This is a genomic window from Veillonella nakazawae, assembly GCF_013393365.1.
Classification (GTDB): Bacteria; Bacillota; Negativicutes; order Veillonellales; family Veillonellaceae; genus Veillonella; species Veillonella nakazawae.
This window is the reverse complement of the sequence record NZ_AP022321.1, coordinates 193710-219557: the sequence shown is the minus strand read 5'-3', so window position 1 is coordinate 219557 and position 25848 is coordinate 193710. Positions and strand designations below refer to the sequence as shown.

19 protein-coding genes are annotated in these 25848 nt (G+C 40.9%); 3 read left to right on the top strand and 16 right to left on the bottom strand.

All coding sequences use genetic code 11. From position 1 onward, the window contains the following. Positions 1-33: 33 nt before the first annotated feature. The 8 genes from VEIT17_RS00840 to VEIT17_RS00805 all read right to left on the bottom strand — a co-directional run bounded on the left by VEIT17_RS00840 (position 34) and on the right by VEIT17_RS00805 (position 10976). Positions 34-1284 (bottom strand): inverse autotransporter beta domain-containing protein, encoded by a 1251-nt coding sequence (locus VEIT17_RS00840; RefSeq protein ID WP_178884259.1) that lies wholly within the window; start codon positions 1282-1284, stop codon positions 34-36. A 62-nt stretch (positions 1285-1346) separates the two neighbouring features. After that, positions 1347-2612 carry an inverse autotransporter beta domain-containing protein gene (locus VEIT17_RS00835; RefSeq protein ID WP_178884257.1) on the bottom strand — a complete coding sequence of 422 codons (1266 nt, stop codon included), beginning with the start codon at positions 2610-2612 and terminating at the stop codon, positions 1347-1349. A 24-nt stretch (positions 2613-2636) separates the two neighbouring features. Beyond that, positions 2637-3767 carry an inverse autotransporter beta domain-containing protein gene (locus tag VEIT17_RS00830; RefSeq protein ID WP_178884255.1) on the bottom strand — a complete coding sequence of 377 codons (1131 nt, stop codon included), beginning with the start codon at positions 3765-3767 and terminating at the stop codon, positions 2637-2639. Positions 3768-4382: 615 nt separating this feature from the next. Continuing rightward, the gene (gene ileS, locus VEIT17_RS00825; protein WP_155086870.1) at positions 4383-7217 is read right to left on the bottom strand and encodes an isoleucine--tRNA ligase; all 2835 of its coding nucleotides are present in this window, start codon (positions 7215-7217) and stop codon (positions 4383-4385) included. Between the two features lie 336 nt (positions 7218-7553). After that, the gene (locus VEIT17_RS00820) at positions 7554-8480 is read right to left on the bottom strand and encodes a putative RqcH family protein (protein WP_178884253.1); all 927 of its coding nucleotides are present in this window, start codon (positions 8478-8480) and stop codon (positions 7554-7556) included. A 147-nt stretch (positions 8481-8627) separates the two neighbouring features. Beyond that, positions 8628-9263 (bottom strand): DUF805 domain-containing protein, encoded by a 636-nt coding sequence (locus VEIT17_RS00815; protein ID WP_024066823.1) that lies wholly within the window; start codon positions 9261-9263, stop codon positions 8628-8630. A 218-nt stretch (positions 9264-9481) separates the two neighbouring features. After that, positions 9482-10051 (bottom strand): DUF805 domain-containing protein, encoded by a 570-nt coding sequence (locus VEIT17_RS00810; RefSeq protein ID WP_178884251.1) that lies wholly within the window; start codon positions 10049-10051, stop codon positions 9482-9484. Position 10052: 1 nt separating this feature from the next. After that, a complete protein-coding gene (locus VEIT17_RS00805) occupies positions 10053-10976 on the bottom strand; it encodes a DUF805 domain-containing protein (protein WP_178884249.1) in 924 nt (307 codons plus the stop codon). Between the two features lie 166 nt (positions 10977-11142). Between VEIT17_RS00805 and VEIT17_RS00800 the strand changes: the two genes are divergently transcribed. Then, a complete protein-coding gene (locus VEIT17_RS00800) occupies positions 11143-11433 on the top strand; it encodes a hypothetical protein (protein ID WP_129823558.1) in 291 nt (96 codons plus the stop codon). A gap of 138 nt (positions 11434-11571) precedes the next feature. On the opposite strand, the gene trpA is transcribed toward VEIT17_RS00800, so the two are convergent. The 6 genes from trpA to VEIT17_RS00770 form a co-directional block, all read right to left on the bottom strand. Beyond that, the gene (gene trpA / locus VEIT17_RS00795) at positions 11572-12363 is read right to left on the bottom strand and encodes a tryptophan synthase subunit alpha (RefSeq protein ID WP_156719401.1); all 792 of its coding nucleotides are present in this window, start codon (positions 12361-12363) and stop codon (positions 11572-11574) included. Continuing rightward, positions 12356-13549: a tryptophan synthase subunit beta gene (gene trpB / locus VEIT17_RS00790; RefSeq protein ID WP_105089617.1), complete on the bottom strand. Its 1194-nt coding sequence runs from the start codon at positions 13547-13549 to the stop codon at positions 12356-12358. Before trpB ends, trpA begins: the two co-directional genes overlap by 8 nt. A gap of 139 nt (positions 13550-13688) precedes the next feature. After that, positions 13689-15188 (bottom strand): bifunctional indole-3-glycerol-phosphate synthase TrpC/phosphoribosylanthranilate isomerase TrpF, encoded by a 1500-nt coding sequence (trpCF, locus tag VEIT17_RS00785; RefSeq protein ID WP_178884247.1) that lies wholly within the window; start codon positions 15186-15188, stop codon positions 13689-13691. A 3-nt stretch (positions 15189-15191) separates the two neighbouring features. Continuing rightward, a complete protein-coding gene (trpD, locus tag VEIT17_RS00780) occupies positions 15192-16202 on the bottom strand; it encodes an anthranilate phosphoribosyltransferase (protein ID WP_178884245.1) in 1011 nt (336 codons plus the stop codon). Between the two features lie 578 nt (positions 16203-16780). Continuing rightward, positions 16781-17347, bottom strand: coding sequence for an anthranilate synthase component II (locus VEIT17_RS00775; RefSeq protein ID WP_119206233.1), 567 nt, complete (start codon positions 17345-17347; stop codon positions 16781-16783). Then, on the bottom strand, positions 17347-18816 hold the full coding sequence (locus VEIT17_RS00770; RefSeq protein ID WP_178884243.1) for an anthranilate synthase component I family protein: 1470 nt from the start codon (positions 18814-18816) through the stop codon (positions 17347-17349). Before VEIT17_RS00770 ends, VEIT17_RS00775 begins: the two co-directional genes overlap by 1 nt. 591 nt (positions 18817-19407) lie before the next feature. On the opposite strand from VEIT17_RS00770, the gene VEIT17_RS00765 reads away from it, so the two are divergent. After that, on the top strand, positions 19408-21621 hold the full coding sequence (locus VEIT17_RS00765; RefSeq protein ID WP_178884241.1) for an SEL1-like repeat protein: 2214 nt from the start codon (positions 19408-19410) through the stop codon (positions 21619-21621). 49 nt (positions 21622-21670) lie between these two features. Beyond that, positions 21671-22849 (top strand): MFS transporter, encoded by a 1179-nt coding sequence (locus VEIT17_RS00760; protein ID WP_178884239.1) that lies wholly within the window; start codon positions 21671-21673, stop codon positions 22847-22849. A 184-nt stretch (positions 22850-23033) separates the two neighbouring features. On the opposite strand, the gene dcuC is transcribed toward VEIT17_RS00760, so the two are convergent. Together dcuC and VEIT17_RS00750 are read right to left on the bottom strand one after the other, a co-directional pair. Continuing rightward, positions 23034-24287, bottom strand: a complete 1254-nt coding sequence (gene dcuC, locus VEIT17_RS00755) for a C4-dicarboxylate transporter DcuC (protein ID WP_178885977.1) — start codon at positions 24285-24287, stop codon at positions 23034-23036. Positions 24288-24443: 156 nt separating this feature from the next. Then, positions 24444-25688, bottom strand: a complete 1245-nt coding sequence (locus VEIT17_RS00750) for a M20 family metallo-hydrolase (protein ID WP_178884237.1) — start codon at positions 25686-25688, stop codon at positions 24444-24446. Positions 25689-25848 lie beyond the last annotated feature (160 nt).

The window sequence follows — 25848 nt, the reverse complement described above, 5'->3', positions numbered from 1 at the left end:
AAATGATTATGACGATAATGTACGCAAAAGCCCCTATAAGCCTACATCGACAACGCCATGATCATAAGTTTCTTCTACAGTTTCTTGTACAACCATATCAATGCGACGTACCTTATCAAGCATCTTAGAGCGAGCTGTTGTAATCGCACTTTCACTATGTTTACCACCACGCCAAGCAAACTTGGATGTACCGATTGTATATTTCAAAGTTGCATAAGGACCACTCAAATGATGAGACGCTGTTTTATAACCCGCATCAAGAGTAAGATGTGGTGTAATATGGAATTCTGCCCCCACTTTAAAGCCTTTAATAGCATCGCGTTTTGGTAATTTATAATACCCTACTTTTACAGCCTCTCTACCACGCCAGTTATAATAGTCTGCATATACACGAGCCCATCTAGCATTTTTAAATGTTCGAGCATAGCCAATATCATAACCTCTAGCTACAGTATTTTCACTTAGAGCCCAGTGATTTTCATAATCAACCCTAGCATAATCATAAAGACTTTGATCAGGATCCATTCCATATGGATACAATCCTGTAGGATCATACCATGTATCAGTTCGCCCATGAAGGCCTATATATTTTCTTTCATTAGATCCTAAATTTTTATAAATATTGGCATGGAATTCATTAAGCCCTACCACATATTCTAAGCCACCACTAACACGTTTATATCCATTTTTAAATGCATGGTCATAGAATGCATTAACACCAACGTAAGCATGCTCACCTTTACTAAGGCGACGATACCCTACACCAACATTAGCATTTACACCTAAGGACTCTTCCTTATCTGTTTGCCCATTATATACCGTAAACGTCCCTGCAGGTCTAGCTGGAACCCAATAATTATTTAATTTATTAGAGGTTATCTTTTCTCCACTGCGTCCAATACGACCTTGTACAAAGACAACACTTTTAGCATTTTCATCGTAATGGGTTATAGGTTGTAATGTCTCAATGTATAACTTGTTGAGTTCTGTAGATTTGGATTTATCAGAAGTCCCCACAATAGGATGATTTTCCCAAGGCGTAAAATTATGGAAGTGATGGCTACTCGACTCTTCAGAATTTTTCATACCAACGCCAACTACGATATCTGTACGATCCATCCAGTTAGAACGAACTGCTTCATGCTTAGCCACATTCACTTCTGTAGTAGAATCTGCAATACCTTGGCCATGTCCATTTTGTACATCTGCTGCAAAACCTGTAGCACTAAATGCACATGCTACAGCACCTAAAACCATTGCTTTTATCATTAATGTCTTGCTCATATAAATTACTTTCCTATTATTACATGTCTTATTTAATATCTATAATCTAAACTACAGTGGTATTATAGATGATCAATTGGCGCCAAATAATCGTATTCAATGTCATCAAAGGATTCTACAATCATGTCTTGACGACGTACCTTATCTAGCATTTTAGAGCGAGCTGTAGTAATCGTATCATCACTATGCTTGCCACCCCAGAAGGCAAATTTAGATGTACCTAATGTATATTTAAGAGTGCCATACATCCCTTTCGACATGTTATTGGCATTGTTATACCCAATATCTAAAGATATATGTGGTGTTAACTGTAATTCAGCACCAATTTTAATGCCTTTATAATGGTTAGCATTTCGTGCAGTAAACCATGGCACGGACCAATGACCTGGACGACCCCAATTATATTCTTGTTTGTGGTTAAATCCATTGCCATTCCAACGATACCCATTTACATAGGCACGAGCCCAACGTGCATTTTTAAAGGACCTTACAATCCCTATTTCATATCCATCTAACACGCCACCACCTACATAGGTATTATAATTTTCACTAGGAATGGTATTGTATGGGAATGTATCTGGATAGCCATTAGGATACAATCGTTTAGGATATGGATTACCGCCACCGCCTTTTACGAGTTCCTTATCACCAAGGCCTCTATACACATTGGCATATACTTCGTTGAGTCCATTCACATACTCTACACCACCACTGATACGATTGTAATTTCCTGTGAAAGCACGATCTACAAAAGCGTTAACACCTACATAAGCATGTTCATGTTTACTAAGAATACGATAACCAACACCTAAGCTACCAACCGTTCCTAACGACTCAGATGTTTTTTCATCTGTATTGATTTCCGTAAAAACATCAAACCCAAATGGTGACATTACAAGGTCTGGAGTGAAATAACCTCTTACCTCTTTAGAGGAGATTTTCTCACCACCACGGCCAATACGACCTTGTACGAACACAACGCTCTTAGAATTTTCATCATAATGGGTAATAGGCTGCAATGTTTCTATATAGGCTTTAGTGATATTCCCGTAATCTGATTTTGTATTGTAAAAGTTATTATTATAATCACTAGGGAACATCCCCTTATGCGAATCAGATGTACCACCAGTTTGAACACCTACGGCAATATCTGTTCGATCTAACCAATTGGAACGAACCGCTTCATGCTTAGCCCCATTTACTTCTGTAGTAGAGTCTGCAATACCTTGGCCATGTCCATTTTGTACATCTGCTGCAAAACCTGTAGCACTAAATGCACATGCTACAGCGCCTAAAACCATGGCTCTAAATACTAATTTACGTTTCATATATTACTGTCTCCCCACTAACTTTTATAAGTGATCATAAGGTACTACCATCCAGAATTCTTCATAGGTATTACCTACTCGCATTGGGCTGCGGTCTACTTTATCTAACATTCTAGCCCGTGCATTGGTAATAGTATCATCACTATGCTTACCACCATGCCAAGCAAACTTGGATGTACCTAAGGTGTATTTAACAAAGCCATAGGCACCACTAGAGTTGTTATTGTCTGATGTATACCCTACGTCTAGAGAAATATGTGGTGTAAGTTGTAATGTAGTACCAGCTTGCCAGCCGTGGCTTTTACCAACATTAAGAGTTAAGGCAGGACCTTCACCATGTGTTGTGGCGCCTAAGCCATTCCAATGATAAGCTCCTACATAAGCACGTGCCCAACGAGCATTCTTAAAGGAGCGTGCATAGCTTACATCATATCCGGACAATGCTTTTTGAGACTTGTAAACTGTATAACCTGCAGTGCCACCATCTAACAAGAATTCAAAATAACCTTCATATAAAGGTACATTATAAGGTTCAGATTTTGTACTATTTAATCCCTTATAGATATTAGCGCGAACTTCGTTAAAGCCAGATACATATTCCAAGCCACCGCTAATACGGTTATATTTTTTCGAGAAGGAATGATCATAAAACGTATTAACACCTACATAAGCATGTTCATGTTTACTGAGAATCCGATAGCCTAACCCTACATTAGCAACAGTTCCCAATGATTTAGTATTATGATGTTCTTCAGGTCTATACCGTTGTTCGCCTTTTTTAGTAACTGGATTGTATGGATACCAATATCCCCCATTGCCACCAGAGAAATAGCTAGCTTGATCCTCTTGTCCGCCTTTACCGATGCCACCTTGTACGAATAGAACTGATTTAGAGTTTTCATCATAATGGGTTAAGGGTTGTAATGTTTCTACCGAAACTTGAGCCCCTACCTTAGATTGGGTACCGACTATAATATCTGTACGATCCATCCAACTAGAGCGAACCGCTTCATGCTTAGCCCCATTTACTTCTGTAGTAGAATCTGCAATACCTTGGCCATGTCCATTTTGTACATCTGCTGCAAAACCTGTAGCACTAAACGCACATCCTATAGCCCCTAAAACCAAAGCCTTAATGAATACATTTCTTCTCATGACTTATACGCTCCCCTCGTTTTGCATAAGAAATAAAACCACACAACACTGCCCGTTCTTCACGTTCATTTCATGGTTAATTCATCTTCATTATAGGTATGCTTGTTTCTATAGTCAATATAACGCCTTATAGTTAAACGACACTTAAAGATTCTCTAAATCATTATGTTACAAATTGATTTCTATTTTCAGGCATAAGAAAAAGACCACCCGCAAGCTGGGTGGTCTTTTTTCTGGGGAATGAAATTGTTATTTGAATAAAGGCAAGATTGCGTTTGCTAAACCAGTAAGTGCAGCCAAAATTGCTTTAACGATAGTTGCTACCATTGCTCTTCCTCCTTCTCATATAAGCACAATAACTAAACTAACTATAAACATCTTAAACTAGGATATTAAGTTTAATATGAAATGAGTAAATTTTTACACATTAATTTTTCATGAGGAAAATAATAAAGTACTAATTATGATAGATAGTTTTATGAGAAAGATAGCATACAATGATTTCATAAATTTCTATAAATTTTTAATATTTTCTAAAGAAAAACCCTTCTCTAATGCACATTAGTTTAAAACAAACTAAGCCTATTAGAGAAGGGTTTTCTATTGTATCTATAATTATAGAGTTTTTACAACGTCTGCGCAGCGATCGCAAAGTGTAGGGTGTTCGCTATCTTGACCTACTGTATCGCGGTGGATCCAGCAACGTTCACATTTTTCAAGTTCAGATGGAGCAACTACTGTTGCTACACCTGTTTCTTCGTCTTTTACAGCTTCTGCTGGTGCAGCGCCATTGACGATGTGAGCTTCAGATACGATAACGAGTTTAGCCAAGCCTTCTTCACCAAGAGCGTTCAATGCGTCGAATGCAGCGCCTTCAGCGTATACTGTAACGGATGCATCCAATGGGTGACCGATTGTTTTGTTTTGACGAGCAAGTTCCAATGCTTTTTGTACGGATGTACGCAAGTCTAACAATTGGTTCCATTTATCAGCCAATTCTTGATTGAAGTGTTCAGGATGACCTTGTGGCCAATCTTGAAGCATAACGGATTCAGGCATGCCTTCTTCTTTAGGCATGTATTTCCAAACTTCTTCTGCGGTGAAGGAAAGTACAGGAGATACCATTGCTACCAATGTTTTCAAGATTTCGTACATTGCTGTTTGAGCAGAACGACGAGCTACGTTGTTTTTGCTTTCAGCATACATAGTATCTTTCATTACATCAAGGTAGATGGAGCTCAAGTCTACTGTGCAGAAGTTATGAATTGCATGGTACAACATGTGGAATTCATAGTTTTCGTACGCTTCAGTAACCTTTTGACGTACTTCTTCTAAGCGCAACAATGCCCATTTGTCGAATTCGGACATATCAGCATAAGCCACTTTATCAGTATTTGGATTGAAGTCATCCAAATTACCAAGCAAGAAGCGGAATGTGTTACGGATCTTACGATATACTTCGGACAATTGTTTTACGATGTCTTTGGACAAACGTACGTCTGCTTGGTAATCCGCAGAGGATACCCACAAACGCATAACGTCAGCACCGTATACGTCGATGATGTCGCTAGGTGCCACTGTATTACCTACAGATTTAGACATTTTACGACCTTCACCGTCCACAACGAAGCCATGAGTCAATACAGAATTATATGGTGCTTTACCAGTTGTTGCTACTGCAGTTAACAAGGAAGAGTTGAACCAACCGCGATGTTGGTCGGAACCTTCAAGGTACATAGCACATGGTACATCTAAGCCGTTAACTTCAAGTACGCCAGACCAAGAGGAACCAGAGTCAAACCATACATCCATGATGTCTGTTTCTTTTTTGAACTCATCATGACCGCAATGAGGACATTTGAAACCTTCTGGTAACAATTCTTTTGCACTGTGAGCCCACCAAGCATCAGAGCCTTCTACGGCTACTTTTTCTTGCAATGCTTTGATCGTATCATCATTGATGATGTGCTCACCGCAGCTTTCACAATAGTAAATAGGAATTGGCACGCCCCAAATACGTTGACGGGAAATTACCCAGTCACCACGATCGCGAACCATGTTGAAGATACGATCATGGCCCCATTTAGGAATCCATTGTACTTGATTGTCGATTGCATCAAGAGCTTGTTGACGGTACCCATCTACAGAGGAGAACCATTGTTCTGTAGCACGGTAGATAACAGGGTTTTTACAACGCCAGCAGTGAGCGTATTGGTGACGCAAGCTAGATTTATGAAGCAATGCATTGTTGTGCGCCAAGATTTTGATTACAGGTACCTCTGCATCGTGGATTTCTACGCCAGCCAATGGGAATTCAGTATCGCCATAACGATTGTCGTCCACTTGTTTAGTGTAGTTACCAGTTTCATTAACAAGAGATACGATAGGAAGTTCAGTTTTGCCTTCCTTGTTATAACGCATAACGATATTAAAGTCATCTTCACCGTGTGCAGGAGCTGTATGTACGCAACCAGTACCTGCTTCGAGTGTTACATGGTCACCACACAATACTGTAGCATTACGTTCTACGAATGGATGTTTGAACTCAGCCAATTCTAAATCTGCACCAGAGAATCGATTTACGATTTCGTAGTCTTCGATACCGATATCTTTCATAGCCGCATCAACGAGTTCAGTAGCCATCAAGTAGTATTCGTCGCCTACTTTTACCCAGCCATATTCAAGCTCAGGGTTAACGGAGATTGCTACGTTGGCAGGCATTGTCCAAGGAGTAGTTGTCCAGATAACAGCAAATGCTTGTTTTAGATCTACGCCAGCTGGCAATGTTACCTTTTTCTCAGATACGTAAGGGAATTTTACGTAGATGGAGAAAGATTTTTTCTCAGCGTATTCGATTTCTGCCTCTGCCAATGCAGTTTCGCAGTGAGTACACCAGTATACAGTTTTAAGGCCTTTATAGATATGGCCGCGTTTTGCCATTTCGCCGAAGATACCAAGTTGTTTAACTTCAAACTCAGGGCGCAATGTCAAATAAGGGCGTTCCCATTCGCCTAATACACCAAAACGAATGAAGTCTTGTTTTTGGTTTTCTACGCATTCTAATGCATATTCCTTACATTTGTTGCGCAAATCAAGAGGCGCCATTTCATGACGGTTAAGACCAGTGTTTTTAATAACCGCATGCTCGATTGGCAAACCGTGCGTATCCCAACCTGGGATATAACGTGTATAATGACCAGTCATTGTTTTGTATTTCATGATGATGTCCTTCAACGTTTTGTTGAGGGCATGACCAATGTGCAATTTACCATTTGCGTATGGAGGGCCATCATGCAAGATGAAAGGTTTTGCGTCTTTACGCAATTCCAAACGTTTTTGATAAATTTTGTTGTCTTCCCAGAACTTTAAAATTTCTGGTTCGCGCTTAGGCAAATTGCCGCGCATTGGGAATTCTGTTTCAGGCAAATGTAACGTCTTACCGTAATCCATGATGTGCTCCTTTTACATAAAAAAATCGCCCGCCCCCGAAGGGACGGACGTAATATCCGTGGTACCACCCTACTGACCTTCTGTGAAAGCTAGAATATTCCGAGCATACGAAATAACTAGGCTTCATTTTGTGAAAGCCACTTAGACATATAACGGTGTTCACCGGCAGGGTCCCTGCTTGCTCCAAAGTGATCCGCAAATCTCTAGATTTCCAAACCTTTCAGCCCATGAGTTTGGTCTCTACTAAATCCGTCTGAGATGTGCCGTCTTTTTCAACGCAATATTCATATAATAGATAATTATAGAACTCAAACGGGGAAATTGTCAACAAGTAAACTATATACCTTCAGGTATATAAGCATCTTGTACTTTATCTAGTAATTTAAAATTCATCGGTGTCCGAGCTAGCTCATTATATTGTGAAATTACCTCATGATGTGTCTCAGCACTTTGTTCTGCTACAAATGCATCAATAGCCGCATCAAGATTCTTAGCTTGTTCAATCCGATTTTGTACCTCCACAGACGTAAACTTAGGTACAATTGCATTGGCTGCGTCCTTTTGAGCTTTCACCCATTGCACATCACTATTAGGCCCTCGCTCAATTATATGGCTAACAATATCACTATAGTACCCCATCATCTCTATCATATGAGCACCATTCACTTGACCATTCGAACGCATCAACTCAATATCTTTATTACGTTCTTTTTTATGAGCAGCCGCAACTGCCTCATTTAACGCTTCATATTTTGGTTCAAATACTTCTAATAACGCTGAAAGCTTAGCTAGTGTAGCTTGACTAAATGCATAATTATCTTTTTCATACTGCTTTGCTTTATAATACGAATCTAAAGCCTTTACATCGCTTACGATGTCATGCAAGATAGGCAATAGAGCATCTGTTGTGCTTTCAAGATCCTCGTATGAACGACCTGCCTCTTTAGCAGCTACTAGTTCCTGTTCAAGACGCTCATAATCCTGTACCTTAAAATCCGTTAGTGGTTCATTTGAACTTGCCTGTTGCCAGATTAGATCATATTGGCTACCGTATTTAACCTCATTGTAGTTAAACTCATTTGTAGCAGCCAAATAGAAGCGAAACACCCTCTTCGTTTCATCCTTTTTACTGTCTCTTGCTGATGAATCTTGACTATATTGCTTTAGATTATCTAAATTCCACTGACAACCACTAATACAACCTAATGTTACCATCACGCAGCAGACTATCCCTAAGCGACGCCACCAATTTATACCATTCATACACGCTCTCCTATATACGTTTAACCTCTAGTAAAACTATTGTATTAAAATAGTAGCACCAAAACAATATGCGACAATAAATAGACATCTAAATTAACTAAAAAAGAAACTCTCCCTATAGTGAAGCTATAAGGAGAGTTGTCATTTTTACATCACACTTGTTGTTAGTAATCGATCTACCAGGAACCACAGCACAAAGATTGCACATAGTAATCCTGCTGTAAGGCCTGTGGTAGGTGTAGCATCTATTAAGCCAATTTCATGAGCCATTTGTTTTGTAAGGATAACGTGCCCTGTTGGTAATCCAAAACGGTTTGTATGGCTTTCACCAGGAAGAGCCATTAACACTAACAATATAATTGTACCAATAACAGGAACGAGGCCCACAAAGACAAGTCCGCCAGAACGGCCTTGATCGTGCAAGCGTCGTACTGCAACAGCTACGCTAGGGATGACCATAACGACGGACATAAGTACAAGAATGACTAGCCCGAAACCAACGCCAACCACACTAGAGAGCGGACTGATATAGCTCAAGAATGCACAAGTAAATAAAATAGCTACAAATAGCAATTGATACACCAAAAAGAAATTCCAATATTCACTACGACTGGCACGCCCTTCAAAGTCAGCGTATTTATAAACAAAACATTGTTTAAAGTTTTCAATCATGCCTAGACTATATTTATCTAACGAAATGGGTGCTTTACGAATACGTCCACAGTTTGGACAGTATCGTTCACTTTTTAACACCTCGTGTCCACAATAGGGACAAGGTCTCATACTAAACTCCTTCCATTCACAGCAGGAAACAGTGAAGCTCATAAAGTCCTGTTGTTCTTAACACATATAGTAACTTAGATATGTTGTAACGTAACCATATCTATATTTTTAAATTCATCTTGATTTCATTTTACTACAAAGTGTTATATTGTCTATAAAGGAGTTGTTAAACTTTTATAAAATAAAATAATAAGTATGCTATTTGATACAGGTTATTACTATATGTAGCCATTGGCATTAATGCCATACCATAATATATCACCGATAGTATCACCAAAGACGATGGATTTAAGAACAAAGATGGTAATGCCCATAACCCAGTCTTGTTTTCGAGATGGAGTTGCTTCAAGCCCTGTAGATTCACTTATATTCCTAGTAATAGGTATATAGGCAGTTCTTTCACCGTAACCATTCTCGCCTTCATCGCCTCGTTTCAATTCATAGTTCAAGAATATAAAGAAGCCTATAATGGGAATAAAGGAAATCAGTTGAGTCCAGCCGCTACGGCCAATATCATGCATACGTCGCGTTGTGATGGCGATATTGGGAATCACGAAAAATAAAGTGACTAACAACCTAATCGTATCAATAATAGACTCGAAGTTATAAAGACCAATACCTTTACAAAGAATGGCCACTACCCCTAGTGTTCCTTGAACCATCATCATTCCAGCCATGAATCGCCAGTATTCACTACGGCTTGCACGACCTTTAAAATTGGCGTAGTTTTTGATGCCTAGCACGAAGGCATCGGTATAGTTTAAATCATATACATTTACAGATGCCATACTAGTCCTCCTCAAACTCTTCAAAACCAACGATTTTCCAACCGTTACCCACACTATATAAACGTACTAACATAGATGGTCTTTTATCTACAAAGTCCACTCTATATCCGATATAATCCACAATTACATCATCATCAATATCTTGAGATACATAGTCTAATTGTATAGATTCTACAGCAGAACGTTGTTCCTTCGCCTTAGCCTGTTGCCAAAGATCAAAGGTGCCATATCGTTCCATTTCACGACTACTCAATTCTCGATACGCACTATGATAATCCCCATTCGCAAGTGCTTGGTAATACTCTTTCACAACTAGATAACCTTCTGTTGTAGCAGAATCACTACGTAGTAAACGATTTACTTTTTTGGTGAAAGCCCCCTGCCCCAAGTTCCCAAAGGCTGTTTCTTCTACCATATAATTATGCCCCATCATAGATGTCCCTATACTGCTAGTAACCCAACCTAAAACAAGGATAGCCACGATGAAGACACCCGAAATTGATTTCTTTTCCTTTATACTTGGTTCTGCAGATATTTGTTCATTAGTTACGTTTACTTCTTGCGTTGGAGCCGACCGCTTACATAATAGGTACAGCAAAACCAACCATCCTAAAATAGGAACGAAGACAAGGATCATCAATGTTGGATCATTGTTGGAATCACGCAACCGTCTTGCTACTAGCATAATAGTCGGCAATGTTAATACTACCGTCAATGCAGTCAATACGCCGCCCCCTAAGGATATAGCATATAGAAATCCATAAGGAATGAAGGTAGCAAGACCTGTTATGAATGTAACTAGACCGTATACAAAGGTCATAGCACTTATGGTAAGCCAAAAATCGGCTGTCGTTGTTCGTCCTTTACCATTTGCATAGTTTTCTACTAGCTCGCGATAGAGGATTTCATATACTCTCTGCTTCATAAATCTCCTACTATATTTAGATATTATACAAACTTAGATAATCCTATTATACTATGCTTCATCAAGGCTCTCACTTCATTTTTTCTTCATTAATTTTACCTATACTAATAATATATTTTTTACAACTAAAATTCGTGCAATTAAGTTTGTATAGGAGATAATACTTATGAACGCTAAATTGACTAAAGTAGTAGCTATGGCCAGCTTGGCAGCATTCTTAACAGTAGGCATTGGTGCCAATGTGGCACAAGCTAAAGATTACCACTTCAAAATCGGTGAGAACCATCGCATGGAAAAAAACGATGATGGTACAGTAGACAGCAGTGCTCATCCATGGTTCAAAGCAGATCAAAAGAAATATAGAAAACACAAAATTTCTGAACGTGAAAAACATGATAAAAATGCCACTGCTAAACGTAGTGAACAACATCAACGTTCCGAATCTACAAACGGCTAATCATTCCCCTTTCATAACCGGTTATCCAGTCATATAACACATAACTAAACTAACTAACCTAAAAAGGACGCTATACACATGTATAACGTCCTTTTTAGTATGTATTGTATTATCTATTTTATTATGCGGTAGCTGTTATTATGCGTCAGCTTTTAGTACAGCTTGTTTCATAGATTGTACGTAGTCAAATAACGCTTGGTCTGCATGTTCACCGTGTTCTGCCACGATTTTAACGATGGCAGAGCCTACGATAGCACCGTCAGATACGCGCGCCATTGCTTCCGCTTGTTCTGGCTTAGAAATACCGAAACCAACGGCTACAGGAATATCTGTATATTTGCGAATGGTTTCAACGATGGATTTAATATCCGTTTTGATTTCGCTACGCATGCCTGTAACACCGAGGGAAGATACGCAGTACACAAAACCTTCTGCGTCTTTTGCGATCATTTCGATGCGGTTTTCAGATGTGGGAGCGATCAAGGATACCACTTCAACGCCATGTTTATTAGCTACACTCCCGAGTTCCCCTTTTTCTTCAAACGGCATATCTGGCACGATAACACCAGAAATACCAACCTCTTCGCAGAGGGTAAAGAATTTTTCACGACCGAATACATAGATTGGGTTCAAATAGGTCATGAACACGAGTGGTACTGTCACTGCATCATCACCACTGCGCAAACGACGCACCATATCAAAGATATCGTGAATTTTTACGCCTGTAGATAATGCGCGTGTGCTCGCTTCCTGGATAACTGGGCCTTCCGCTGTTGGGTCGGAGAATGGAATACCAATTTCCACCATGTCGGCGCCGGCTTTCACCATGACGCGAATATAACGTTCTGTATTCTCAATGCCATGATCACCAGCGCTGATGAATGGGATGAATGCCTTGCCCTTTGTGAAAGCGTCTTTAATTTTACTCATGAAGATCCACCCCTCTATATTTCGCCATAGCCGCTACGTCTTTGTCACCGCGACCAGATAAACAAATAATAATGATATCGTCCTTGCTCATGGTTGGAGCAATTTTACGAGCATGTGCCACTGCATGAGCACTTTCAATAGCTGGAATAATACCTTCTAAACGAGATAAGTATTCGAATGCATCTACTGCTTCATCATCCGTTACAGGCACGTATTCAGCACGACCGCTATCGTGCAAGTACGCATGTTCAGGTCCGATGCCAGGGTAATCAAGGCCTGCAGAGATAGAATATACTGGAGCAATTTGACCGTCTTCGTCTTGGCAGAAGTAAGATTTCATGCCATGGAAGATACCCACAGAGCCTTTTGCGATTGTTGCTGCATGTTCCTCTGTATCAACACCACGACCAGCTGCTTCACAACCGATGAGTCGAACCCCTTCATCAGGAATGAAGTGATAGAACATGCCCATCGCATTGGAGCCACCGCCTACGCAAGCCATAACAGCTGTTGGCAATTTGCCTTCTGCTTCAAGGATTTGCTCACGCGCTTCGCGGCTGATGATAGATTGGAAATCACGAACGATCATCGGGAATGGATGCGCCCCCATAACAGAACCTAATACATAGTGTGTATCAGACATGCGGTTTGTCCATTCGCGCATCGCTTCAGATACAGCATCTTTTAATGTACTTGTACCAGTTGTTACAGGATGTACCTTAGCGCCCAACAATTCCATGCGGTACACGTTAAGCGCTTGACGTTCACAGTCTTCCGCACCCATGTATACTTCACATTCCATGCCCATCAACGCAGCGATAGTAGCCGTTGCCACACCATGTTGACCTGCACCAGTTTCAGCAATAACACGAGTTTTACCCATCCGTTTTGCCAATAACATTTGACCGATTACATTGTTCAATTTATGAGACCCAGTATGGTTCAAATCTTCACGTTTCAAGTAGATTTTGGCGCCTCCAAGGTCCTTTGTCATGCGATCTGCATAGTATAAAAGGGATGGACGACCTGTATATTTTTTATGTAAATCCTCAAGTTCGCGCACGAAATCAGGATCATCTTTGTACTTGTTGTACGCCTCTTCCAATTCGATGACTGCATTCATCAATGTTTCTGGCATAAATTGGCCACCAAAGGAGCCAAAATAACCATGTCTTTGTTCACTCATATAACTTACCTTTCCATATACCATTCCTGCTAGTACGCCATATATAGCGTTACTATTGGCATCTATCTCAACAATCGATGAATTCCATCGGATGTGTCTAAAATATTATTATATCTTAGATTTATGTATTTTTTGTGATTTAGTGAGCTATTGTTCTCACAATGTTGGTGAAAGCTTTAATTTTCTCATCGTCCTTCACGCCATCTGTTTCAATACCGCTACTAATATCTATACCGTAAGGGCGAACTGTGCGAATAGCACGCGCCACGTTAGTACTGTCGATACCACCTGCAAGCATAAATGGACGTTCAAACTCATCTAAACAAGACCAGTCGAACACTTCGCCCGTACCACCTCGTTCATCCTTATGGTACGCATCAAATAACAGCATATCGGCACTGCTATCGATCCACGCCTCTGCATCTGCAGGGCTGCAGATTTGAACAGCCTTCCAAACCTCTACATCTGTTTTCTCCTTCAGAGCTTGGATGAAAGCTTCATCTTCATCACCATGCAATTGCACTGCGTCAAGATTGACTTCTTTAGCGATTGTAACGAGGTTATCTAGTGTTTCATTGACGAAGACGCCTACCGTTTTAATGTTCTCAAAATTAGGATTTTCTTGGACAAATTCCTTACTATCTTGTGCTGTTTCAGCATTCATTGGCACTTCAACTGCACCATATGTTTTTGCATATTGCTTATGGAGTTCTTCCACCAATATTTTAGCTTCGTCCACAGTGACTTGTCGTTTGCTTGGCGCGAATACAAGGCCCATGTAATCTGGTTTCGCCTCTACTACAGCAGGGATTGTATCTACCTTAGAAATACCGCACATCTTAACATTTGGCGTGTAGTATGTGGGCCCATAGAGATATGCCAACTTTTCAACCTTGTTAGGAGAACGCATGAAGGTTTCACCCATCAATGCTACTCCAATATTGTTATCCCGCAATACTTGGATATCCTCTGGCGTTTCTAGACCGCTTTCAGATACAAAGATCACATCGTCTTGAACGAGATTGCGCAAGCGCACACTATTTTGTACATCTACAGTAAAGTCTTTCAAATTACGGTTATTAACACCAATAATACGGGCACCGCAATCAATAGCCATTTGCACTTCTTTTTCGTCATGAGCCTCTACCAAAGAGGACAAGCCAAGAGAGTCCGCTAACTCACGGAACTTGGTCAATGTTGGTACATCGAGGCATGCACAGATTAAGAGGATTGCACTAGCGCCCCATACCTTTGCTTGGTAGATTTGGTATTCATCGATGATGAAGTCCTTACGAAGTACAGGGATTTTGACAGTGCTTGCAATTTCTTGGAGATATTTTTTATCACCTTTAAAGAAGTCTGGCTCTGTCAGTACAGAGATGGCTGCTGCACCAGCAACCTCATATTCTTTAGCGATGTCTAAATACGGGAAATGTTCAGCAATAATGCCCTTAGATGGAGATGCTTTCTTCACTTCGCAAATGAAGTTAAAGTCTTGCTGACGAAGGGCTGCTCCAAAAGGAAATCCTGTATCAGATGGTAACGCCAACGCCGCTGCTTTTACAGCCTCAGGCGATTCCACCTGTTTTTCTTGGGCTACCCGAATGTTGGTAGCCTCTACAATCTTATCTAAAATCAATGGTTATACCTCTTGCGTTGCTTTCACAAATTGTTCCATTGTAGCAAAAGCCTTGCCAGAATCGATCATGTTTTTCGCCTCTTCAATGCCCTCTGCTAATGTAAGGCCCTCTTTCGCAAGGTAAATCGCCATACCAGCGTTTAGAAGAACAGCTGTGCGTTTACCACCTTGCTCACCACCGAGAACGCGGCGAGTAATCTCAGCATTTACCGTAGCGTCGCCACCTTCAAGCTCTGTTTTGTCTGCATAGTCAAACCCGTATTCCTTAGGATCGAATTCGTAGCTTGTGAAAGCACCATTATTAATTTCGCATACGTACGTTTTGTTGGTAGCCGTAATTTCATCAAGGCCATCAAAGCCGTGTACCACAGCACCGCGTTTAACGCCAAGATTAGCCAACACGCGAGCCAATGGTTCTACTAAAGATTTATCGTACACGCCCATCAACTCTACAGTAGCACCTGCTGGGTTTGCCAAAGGTCCGAGGATATTGAACACAGTACGAACACCTAACGCTTTACGTACAGGGCCAGCATATTTCATAGCTTGGTGATATACAGGAGCAAACATGAAGCACATATTTGCTTTGTTGAGGACTGCCTCATTTTGTTCACCATTAAGCTCTAACTTAGCGCCTAAGGCTTCAATCAAATCAGCAGCACCACATTTACTAGATACACTGCGGTTACCATGCTTTGCTACAGGAATACCTGCAGCGGAAATGATAAAACCAGATGTAGTAGAAATATTGAACGTATTCGCTTCGTCGCCGCCAGTACCTACGATTTCCACAACAGTACCTGCATGAGGCACAGAACCAGCCTTCTCACGCATAACCTCAGCAAAAGCCGTAACCTCATCTACAGTAGGGCCCTTTGCCGCCAAGGCGCACAAGAAACCTGCCATAGGCACATCAGCTACATCACCGCTCATAATCTTGTTCATTGTATCTTTTGCAAGGTCGTAGGATAAATCTTGACCATGCGTTACTGCATATAATGCGTCTTTAATCATTGTATATCTCCTTACTTGTTGTTCATTTTCTTCGGTTCCACGTTAATAGGGCATATACCTGCCTTAATGCTACATGTGATTCACGTGGACCTATGCCCTCCACTGGCCGGGTCTGACTACGGCCTGCGGCCTTCGCAGGGCCAAAGTCGGGCCTAGAACCCCGTGAACTCACATAAACACTAGGACACTTAATCGTTTATATGCCCTACTCACTGTCACACGCACAATAAAATGAACAACAATTCAATATCTCTTAAATGATCCTGCGCATTATATGGAGTAACGCACAGGTCATTTCTTTATAAGAGGTGGGAAGATAGAACGGCGTAGCCGTTCTTTTCCCTTATGATGATTTGCATATTTCTTTAGAAAAATATAGTTACTGTTCGATATATGTATTGTAGAGGGGCTATTATAGGTCCTGCAAGGTTGAGTTGGCAGGAAATAAGGTCTTAAGGAACGACTTGGCGGCCCCACGTAGTGGGGCGGTGGCCACTTGGAGTTCCGAGAGACCTTATTTCCGCTCTATCGTTCTAGGACTTATAAATAGCCCCTCGATACATAAATTAGGCTGTAGTTTATTTTTCTAAGAAATTGCGAATCATTTGTTCCCCGTTCGGTGTCATGATGGATTCCGGATGGAATTGCACGCCGTAGATTGGGTAGTCTTTGTGTTCTACGCTCATTACTTCGCCGTCGTCGGTAATGGATGTAACGATGAGTTCGCTTGGCATGGTTTCGTCAATGATTGCCAAGGAGTGGTAGCGTGCTACTTCGAATTGTTCAGGTACGCCTTTTAGGATTTTAGATGGGTGTACTTGTTTGGCTACGCTTTGTTTGCCGTGCATAACTTGTTTTGCATAGGAAACGGTGCCGCCGAATACTTCGCCGATGGCTTGGTGACCAAGGCATACGCCGAGGATTGGGAATTCGCCTTTGCATTCGCGCAATAGGTCTTCGTATACGCCCGCATCAGCTGGTCTGCCAGGGCCTGGTGAAAGTATCACATAGTCTGGTTTCAACGCGCGGATTTCTTCAACTGTTAATTCATCGCTGCGGATGACTTTAATGTCTGGATCGATAGAGCCCACTAATTGGTATAAGTTAAAGGAGAAGCTATCATAATTATCTATAAGGAGTACCATTATTCTACCTCCTGTGCATCTGTAATTGCGGAAATCATGGATTGGCCTTTGATCAAGGTTTCATTATATTCACTAGCAGGAACACTATCGCGAACGATACCAGCACCAGCTCGAACATAGACTTTGCCACCTTTATTCATGGCCATGCGGATACCGATACATACGTCCATGTTACCGGAGAAATCGATGTAACCTACAGCGCCGCCGTATACACCGCGCGGGCTTTTTTCAAGTTCATGTAAAATCTCAATAGCACGAATTTTAGGAGCCCCGGACAATGTACCTGCTGGCAATGTAGCACCGATAGCATCGAGAGCATCTTTACCATCTTGAATGTCGCCGCTTACAGTAGATGTAATATGAATTACGTGGGAGAAACGTTGCAACATATGTAACGCCTCTACTTGTACGGAACCGAATTTAGCAATTTTACCTAAATCGTTACGACCAAGATCAACAAGCATATTATGTTCAGCCAACTCTTTTTCGTCGTTAATGAGTTTTTCTTCAATAGCGAGGTCCTCTGCTTCGGTTTTACCCCGGCGCATAGTACCTGCAATTGGGAAGGTGTACATCTTACCATCCGTCAATTTTACCAATGTTTCTGGAGAAGCACCTGTAAGCTCTACATCACCACCAGATAGGTAGAACATGTATGGCGATGGGTTCAATGTACGCAATACGCGGTACGCATTTAACAAGCTACCATCAAACTCAGCTTCACGGCGGTTAGATACAACACATTGGAAGATATCCCCTTCCTTGATGTAGTGCTGTGTCTTTTTAACAACTGCTTCAAACTCATCCTTTGTAAACTCAGAGGTAAACTCTGTTTTAAGAATGCCTTTTGGAATGTCCGCCTCTTTACCGTTTACTACGAGATCAGCTAGTGCTTTAAGTTCAAGCTCAGCCTTGTTGTAATTACGTTCTAAATCGTCTGTACTGATGTTAGCAATCAAGTAGATTTTATTTTTGTAATGGTCGAATGCGATAACCTTATCAAAGAGCATAAGGTCTACATCGTTTACCATCGCAGAGTCATCATCTGGTGTTGGGAAATCCAATGTTGGCTCGATGTAGCGGATATATTCACAAGCAAAATACCCTACAAAGCCACCTGTGAATGTTGGTAATTCTTCTAAGCGAGGGCTTTTATATTGGCTCAAAATATTGCGAATCTCTGCAGCTGGGTCAGAGCATTCAAAGGTACGCGTTGTACCGTCTTTGATAGTCATTTGATGATTTTTGCAGAAGAGTTCAATCTTAGGATCATAGCCCAAGAAGGAGTAACGGCCCCAATGATTACTATTATCCGCACTTTCAAGCAAGTACGTATGACTGCTCACTTGTTTTAACGCTTTCAACACGCTAATCGGTGTCCGTACGTCGGATAAAATTTCCATATATACAGGCACGATATCGTAGCCCGGTGCGATAGCTTTCACACGGTCTAAACTAGGAAAAATCATGAGAACCTCCATCTGGCGTTGGCCAATAAAAAAACTCGCCCATGACAATATAACGTCAAGGACGAGTCTATAGTTCTATTTTTACAAGAGTATTAGAAAATACTTGTATTATGCTATAAATCGCGGTACCACCTTGTTTGAATGCAGCGCACTCCTCTTTCGCAGGATACTAACATATCCCTCACGACTAACGCTCGTGTGACGTCGCACCATACTAGGAATGAAAGTTCATTCTGTTCCATGCGCCCTCGGTGGTCCATTTAATAAGCTGCGTACTACGGGTTCTCAGCTAATCCCGCTCTCTGTGAGTGCATTTCCTATTTTTATCTCCACCTCATCGGTTTCTTTTAGGCGAGTATAAAATTATAATCTGATTATAATGTTTCTATAGAATGAAAGTCAAGAAAAATCTCAACTTTCACCTTATCCTTACATTTGTTCATCACCTAATACCCATATATAATCCAATTACTGATTTCCCTAGTCCCCTCCAAATTCAGAATATTTATATTGTGTTCCTCTAAATACTAATAGTATACTGAAATTACATATGTTATCAGCTTCTACTGATTATTATGCGAAGGAGAGAGTATGAGTTTTTATTTCACTGATCAAATACAGCAGTCTTTCAATAAAATATTCCACCAGTGTAATAAAGATATAGCTTGGGCGGGCAAGGCTGAGCTTGATACCCTTGTGAAACTTGACGAGGAAGGCCAAAAGATTCCTGGTATTGGCGATGTGTATGCTATTTTGGCGCGCGTCTATTCCGGCCCTCAGTTCACCTGGATTGAAGCAGGCTTTCCTGAGGATGACACAAAGGCATATAGTTATTTACATACAGCTATTCGCAAAGGCAGTGCCATCGCTATTTTACAAGCTATGCGTACCTCTGGTGCCCTTACACCAACTATTGAAAAAGAGTTGCCTATGACGAAGGACCAAGCATTCCAGCACGTCTATGAGGGCGCCCAAAAGGGTTGTTCTTACTGTGCCTATGCCATTGCCAATGTATTCCAATGGGGAGATTACCAGTTCTTGCCATCTGCACGAAAGATAGTTAATGAAGGTGAACCATCCGGTGTTGTTCATTTTTTAAAATCTTTATTTGTACAAGTAGATCAACATAGATTGGCAAATAAAGTAACCGCCATTGCGCAGCAATGGTTACATAAATCCGCAGCGGCAGGCCTTGTCATTGCGTACCGCAACTTGCGCCTTACCTATGCCGAGCAAAATAATAAGGCAATGGAAGAACAAGTTATTTTTGAAGGGGCTGCAGCAGGTTTGCCACTCATGACGTATTTAGCTGGCGATATTTGTAAGTCTCGCGGGGAGCATGAACGAGCTCTCGAATATTTTGAGCGTGGCGTAACCATGAATAATGGCATGTGCTTGCGTGAAGCTGCCGAGTACTATGCAAAACCATGTGAGTCTAACAAACGAATTCCTCAAGATATTCAAAAGGCCCTCAGATACTACGAGCGTGCTGCTATAAGCCCAGATTATTTAGACTTTAACGACCACGCTTATGTTACAATGCAAGCCATCATTCTTCGCACATTGAATATCGATGGTCAGTCTCAAGACTGGTCTCGCATCGCTCACTTATTACAACAACCAGCTATTTACACTCTCGATGGTATTTGGCCATATCTCGCTTATGTATTTACTTTCAAAAAAGGTAATACCCCTGCCATAAGAACCGCCATAGAGTGCGTCAATCAGGCTAGCAAATGTTACGATAGATACGGTAGTTATGACTATGCGGACCATCTATGGCAACTGGCCGCCGGCTATTGCTACGAAATTGGGGCCATGACAAAAGAACCTGATTTAGACCAAGCCGTTACGTTCTACGAGCATGCTCGTGAAAGCATCAATCGTCTCAACACAATAAATGATAATTGTTTTGGTACTGGTAAGCCGTTGGCAATTCCTGACGAAGCCTCTGAACGATTAGAAGCCTTTGAACTCGTTGATGGACACTATCAGTACAAAGAAGGCATACAGCAATCTTCTACAACATGTAATCCTATGCCACCTGCATGGCCTCAAAACTCCGTAGATGTATTAGAAATCTTCGAGGACTCTACTACTGGTTGGCGTACTAATAAATACGACTGGAATTTCATCGAGCGCGAATGGGATACACAAAAATACCTCAGTTTTATCATCTATGATAACCGCCAATCCATAGAAAACGTAATTTACGATGTGTACAGTATCGTTATGTTCCATAATGAAGACAAAAACTCTTGTACTATCTATCTATACGGCTACATTGAGGATACTAGCAGACAGGATGAAAACGTGGATCCTAGGGTATATGAAATGAGATACTTCAAGGAGATGTCCATTCCTGCAGGTCTCGCATTAATTAAAAACTTCTATGATAATGCTACATTGCCTGTTATTGATGAAAGCTGGGAGAAAGAGTACAAAAACACTACGCCTCCACGAGAATATGTATTAACTTGTGACAACGATATCTTCTACCTCAATCAATATGAATATCCAAACCAAATGATTAAGGATGCCTTAGAAGGCGTAGCGAATGGCAAGTATAATATTATTGAGGTTCGCCCTTCTAGCCTTGATGATCAATGTATTAGCTATTACATCGAGCGCGCAAAAGGTAAAAACTTACGCATTCGACTCTATGCCACTGTAGATGAAGACAACGTATATGGCTTTGAACGAGAGTCTTGCAACTTAACCTCCATCAACTACTGGATTCAGGAAGCTATAACTAGCAATAAGCTTCCTGACTTAAGCGATTGGGATGAAATTAAAAAGAAATAAGGATATTATTTTATTAAGAACATACTAAAACTAAGAAAGGAGGGATACGTTGGAAACATGGAAACGAACGGTATACATCAGTTTAGTCTGTGTATTCTGTACAGCCTTTGGTGTAAGCCAGTTAGCTCCAATTCTGCCTTTATACTTTCATGATTTAGGCGTACAAACTCCAGAAGCTATGTCCTTATGGTCTGGGTTAGCCACTGGCGCAACCTATATAATCGTTTGCTTAGCAGCACCATTTTGGGGGCGTGTTGCGGACAAAAAAGGTCGTAAAATTACATTAATACGATCTAGCTTTGGCATGGCATTATGCAATGTATTAATTGCTTTTCAAACTACACCCGAAGGGGTTGTTTTAATCCGGCTCATCCAAGGTCTAGTAAGTGGCTTTTACTCGGCATCAATTACATTAATAGCTTCAGAATCACCTATCGAGCGGACGGGTTGGGCCTTAGGATTATTAGCATCTGCTAATCTTGCTGGTTCACTAATAGGGCCTTTATTAGGTGGATATATTGCTGATACAGTAGGCATTCGCAATGACTTCATCATCGTCGGTGCGCTCATGGGTTTAGCTGGTGTGCTGGCTACTATATTCATCCATGAAAATTATGTACCACAACCGAATCCTGAAAAACTTTCCATCCGTAAGTTGAAAGAGCAAATACCGGAATTTAATAGTATTGTCGCATTATGTGTAGCGTCCTTTATCTATGCAATATGCATCATGTCCTTACAACCTGTTATCTCTGTATATATTAAGGGAATCGTTCCTAGTGATACAGAAAATCTAGCATTTATTGCAGGCGCTGTATTCTCCGCTATGGGTATTGCTCAACTTATGAGTAGTTCTCCACTGGGTAAATTAGTCGACAAGATTGGGCCACGGAAAGTATTAGTAGTATCTCTTATTTATGTAGGGATTCTAAATATCCCTCAAGCCTATGTTTCTGATGTATATCAACTGGCAATCATCAGGTTCCTACAAGGTTTTGGTTTAGGTGGCATGTTGCCTGCCTTAAACACTTACCTCTCTTCAAAAACGCCTCGAGAATTTACAGGCCAAGTATTTTCCTATAATCAGTCTTGTTTGTTTTTTGGTTATTTCTTAGGGTCTGTTGGTGGTGCTAGCCTTATGGCATGGCTAGGCTTTACTACCCTATTCTGGGTTAGCGGTGGCTTATTTATTATTTCCGCTCTCTGGATTGGCTTCAAACTTAAATAATATAAAGACATATAAATAGAACCCTATCATGATTGAACTGCACCTCCAAAAATTGGACACAATTTTTGGGGTGCAGTTCATTTTGATCACAATAGGGTTCTTTTATTATGTATTCTAAAATTTAACGTCTTTAATATACCTGTAATTTATGAATTTATAATTTTACAGCTACATTTTAATCTAATTATAGTAACAAGAGCATAATCACTACTGTAGCAATAATACATGGTACAGCATTGCGTTTTGCCATTTCCATAGGGTTAATACCTGCAAGGCCAGCAATGATGATACCTGCGCCTGCTACGGGACTCATACTACGACCGATGCCAGCACCTAATTGAGCCATGGAGCCGAGTTGCATAATACCATAGCCAAAGTCTGCCGCATGAGGTGTTACAGCTCCGTTAAACGCAAGGGCTGCCGCATTACCAGAACCAGAGATAACAGCTAATAAGAATGGACCAAAGGCTGCGCCAATTTGAGCGATTTGTTGAGAGTTCTTCATACCATCAATGAGTGCATTTGTAAGTCCAATGTACTGCATACCCGCAGTAAAGGCTGCCGCCGCAGCCATAAGACCGACTACATCACACATACCATCGCCAGTACCGCGGAAGAATTTCTTAACTGCTTCCGTTACATTCGGACGTACAGCAATAATACCGATAGCTGTACCAATGAGCATAGATACAGGAACAGATATCTCTGGAATTACCGCTACTTGTTTACTACCGAGTACGAGTAATACAAGCGGAATGATTGGGATGATAGCATATAAATAATTTACTTTAAATTCTTTGCCTTCTTCTTCGTTACCATCTTTTAATACATATCCTGTATGTTCCTTTTTAACAATAGCTACGATATTGAGCAAAATAGCTGCTACGACAATGCCAATAATGGCTTGCATAGAGAAACTCGCGATAACGGTCATTACATCTTCACCAGCGAGTTGTGCTACTTGAGGGTTAAACATAAGACCAGGACTCAATGCACTACCCCAAGTCCCTAAGAAAATAGCGGAACCTGCCATCGCTGGATGTACACCGGAGCGAATAAGTGCAGGAATTAATAGAGCACCTACTGCAGCTGCACAGCCTGCCGCTGTAGGCAACGCAATGTTGATCAAGAACGTAATAATAACAGCACCAGGGATGATGATTTTAGTCATCTTTTTAAGGCCTGCAGAGATGAAATATACCATGTGCTCTGTACATTTTGTATATTCCATAACATAACTAAAACCAAGCACTGTACAAATGGTTGGTACAAGACCTGGATTTGTAAGTTCTTTTACAAAGGCTGTCGTACCAGCACCAATCTGTCCACCAATAAAGCACATTAACAAGCCCGATAATAACAACACAAGCCGTGTTTCAAACTGCTTAATAATGGCAATAAACGTCGCCACTACAATAACAATACCAGCAATAACCATAATCTCTCCAATCCATGTATTCCCTACCAATCGCAAGTATCCTCTGCCATTCTATTACGGAATACATCCTTCTAACCACGTAAAATATGATATCTTAGCTAGTTAACACAAATCTAACTAAATTATATCCACCTCAAATATTCCACAATACTCAACCTAGTTAAGTTTAGTACTTTCTAAGCTAAGCTTTCTTAGCACCGTGTCTAATATCTTAGCTCCCGTAACGATGTCATCCATATCTGCAAATTCAGCCGGATTATGGCTAATACCTTCGCGGCATGGGATAAAAATCATTCCTGTAGGAACATCATCAGCCCAATGCATGGCATCATGACCAGCACCGCTTGGCATAGTCATATAGTCTACGCCTACAGACTGAACAGCCTCTTCAATTTCGCGAATCATTGCTGAATGCATCGCCACCGGATAATCTTGTGCAACAGGCTCAATCGTATAGGATAAGCCTCGTTTCTCTGCAATAACATCAATAAATTCCTTAATGAGGGTAACTACAGAATCTCGGGCCACCTTAGAAATACTGCGAATATCTACGCCCAGTTTAACGACCCCAGGAATAACGTTCATCGCTCCTGGCACAACCTCTACTACACCGACTGTACCCACTACTGGAGGCTCTTCTTGCATGGATGCAATCTCCTCAATGCCGAGAATGATTTTAGAAGCCCCACAGAGTGCATCATGACGCAAGTTCATTGGTGTGGCCCCACTATGATCCGCATTACCACGAATGGTTACATAGAACCGTTCTGGTGCAGCAATCCCCGTTACAATACCGATAGGCTTAGCTTCGTACTCTAACACTTTACCTTGTTCAATATGAATTTCTGTGAAAGACTTTACAGGTCTCTTATATTCCATATGCTCAATAGCATCTGGATTTAAATTACGCTCTTTTAATGCGTCATACAAGGAAATGCCTTGTTTATCTACTAAGCGTTGTAAATCTTGCAATGTCAATTCACCGCGCATAGCTTTACTGCCCAATGTAGCCACTCCAAAACGGCTAGACTCTTCACACATAAAGTCCACCACTGCAATGGTATGGTCATGTTCAAAACCATCATCAGTCATACTGCGAACCGCTTCGATAGCAGATAATACACCTACAACACCATCATAATTGCCCCCATTAGGTACGCTATCCGTATGAGAACCAACCATGACAATCGGTAGCTCAGGTTTCTTACCAACCTTATAGCCTATAACATTCCCGAAATCATCTATTTCAACACTCAAGCCCGCATCAGTCATACGGTCAATGATATATTGGCGACCTTCCCAATCAGAATCGGTGAAAGCTAGACGATTTATACCTTCACCAGGTGCAGTCAACTGTGCCATAGAATCAAAGTCCTTAGCTAATCGCTCTCGTCTAATCATATAACACCTCACAATCTAATCCCCATATTACATCTAACTTATAGCCCACTATACATATTTCTATGCATCTATCTATATAGTTATGCATCTATATAGTTATGCATCTATATAGTTATGCATCTATAGTTTGGATATATACATCGCAATATCTCAATCAATA